Origin of the sequence: Mesorhizobium sp. M7A.F.Ca.US.011.01.1.1 (assembly GCF_003998295.1) — a bacterium.
GTDB lineage: Bacteria > Pseudomonadota > Alphaproteobacteria > Rhizobiales > Rhizobiaceae > Mesorhizobium.
Window position 1 is genome coordinate 1 of record NZ_RZRT01000182.1, and the last position, 1,144, is coordinate 1,144.

Sequence of the window (1,144 nt, forward strand, 5' to 3'; positions counted from 1 at the left end):
GGACATCGCGAACAGTTTTGTCACTTATCGTCTGCAGAGGTTGAGGTCGACTGTTTCTATTTTCTGATGTCTGAAGAAGGCTTGGAAGACGCCGTCCTTGCCGGTGGGGGTGAAGGCCACGGCTTTCCCTCCAAATGCCTTGGAGAGGCGCAGGATGTAGCCGCACAAGGCGACGCGGCCCTCTTTCTGGACCTTGCGAACGATGGCGTCTTGTGGGTAGTCGAAAGCTTCGACGGCCTCGCAGAAGGAGCGCGGCGAGGGTGTGTATCTGTCGAGGGGGACGCAACCCTTGAGGCCATCGTGAGGTCTTTCGGTGTTGTAGAGGTCGCGCCAGGCATCGAAGGCTTTCTGCGCGCGATCGAGATTTTCGAAAGCAGGTCCGGCCATCGCTTCGGCCTTGAGCGAGCGGTGGAAGCGCTCTTCCTTGCCCAGCGTCTGCGGATGCAGAGGCCTGGAATGGGAGACGGCGACGCCGTGCTCGATCAGCCAGACGGTGAAGCGTGTGAAGTTGCTTCGTCCGCCATCTCCCCACGGTGGGCCGTTGTCGAAAGCCATGCGCTGCGGCAGTCCATAGCGGCGAAAGGCGACAATCAGGTGGGCTTTGACCGTTTCGCCGGTCTCGTTGATGCAAGCCTGCAGCACGACGGAGAAGCGCGAATGGTCGTCGAGCGCGGTCAGCGGATGCAGCCGGCCGCCCTGCCGCAATGCGACATGGCCCTTGAAGTCCATCTGCCACAGATCGTTGGGGGCGGCATGCTCGAAGCGCCCGAACGGCTTGGCTCCACCCCCGAGCAAACCCAGCTCGACGCCATTGCGGTGCAGGATCCCGGTCACCGTGGAAGGTGCAGGCGAACCGGTTCCCTCGCGCTGCAGGACCTTGGAGATCTTGCGTCCGCCCCAGGCCGGGTGCGCCCGGCGCATGCCAAGAACCGCCGCCTCGACTGCATCCGGGCTGCGCGCCGGGCTCGTCGCTGGACGGCGCGATTGCTCCGCAAGCCCGGCCTCGCCATGGGCGCGATACCGCGCGATCAACTTGTGACCACAGGTTCGGCCAATCCCGAAACGACGACAAAGCGCACTGACATTGCTGCCATCCTGCACCGCAAGACGCACAAACTCCAACTTCCCATCCATCACGCTGGTG

At 63.1% G+C, this 1,144-nt stretch carries 1 protein-coding gene; it reads right to left on the bottom strand.

Annotated elements, in window-relative coordinates; all coding sequences use genetic code 11:
* Window positions 1-24: 24 nt before the first annotated feature.
* Complete coding sequence (locus EOA13_RS37190; protein ID WP_127298051.1) at window positions 25-1,134, bottom strand: IS481 family transposase; 1,110 nt, start codon at window positions 1,132-1,134, stop codon at window positions 25-27.
* Window positions 1,135-1,144: the final 10 nt, after the last annotated feature.

What these genes read in the sequence shown, in the direction of transcription:
- EOA13_RS37190 (WP_127298051.1), bottom strand. Translation starts at nt 1,134, where the DNA reads ATGGATGGGAAGTTGGAGTTTGTGCGTCTTGCGGTGCAGGATGGCAGC.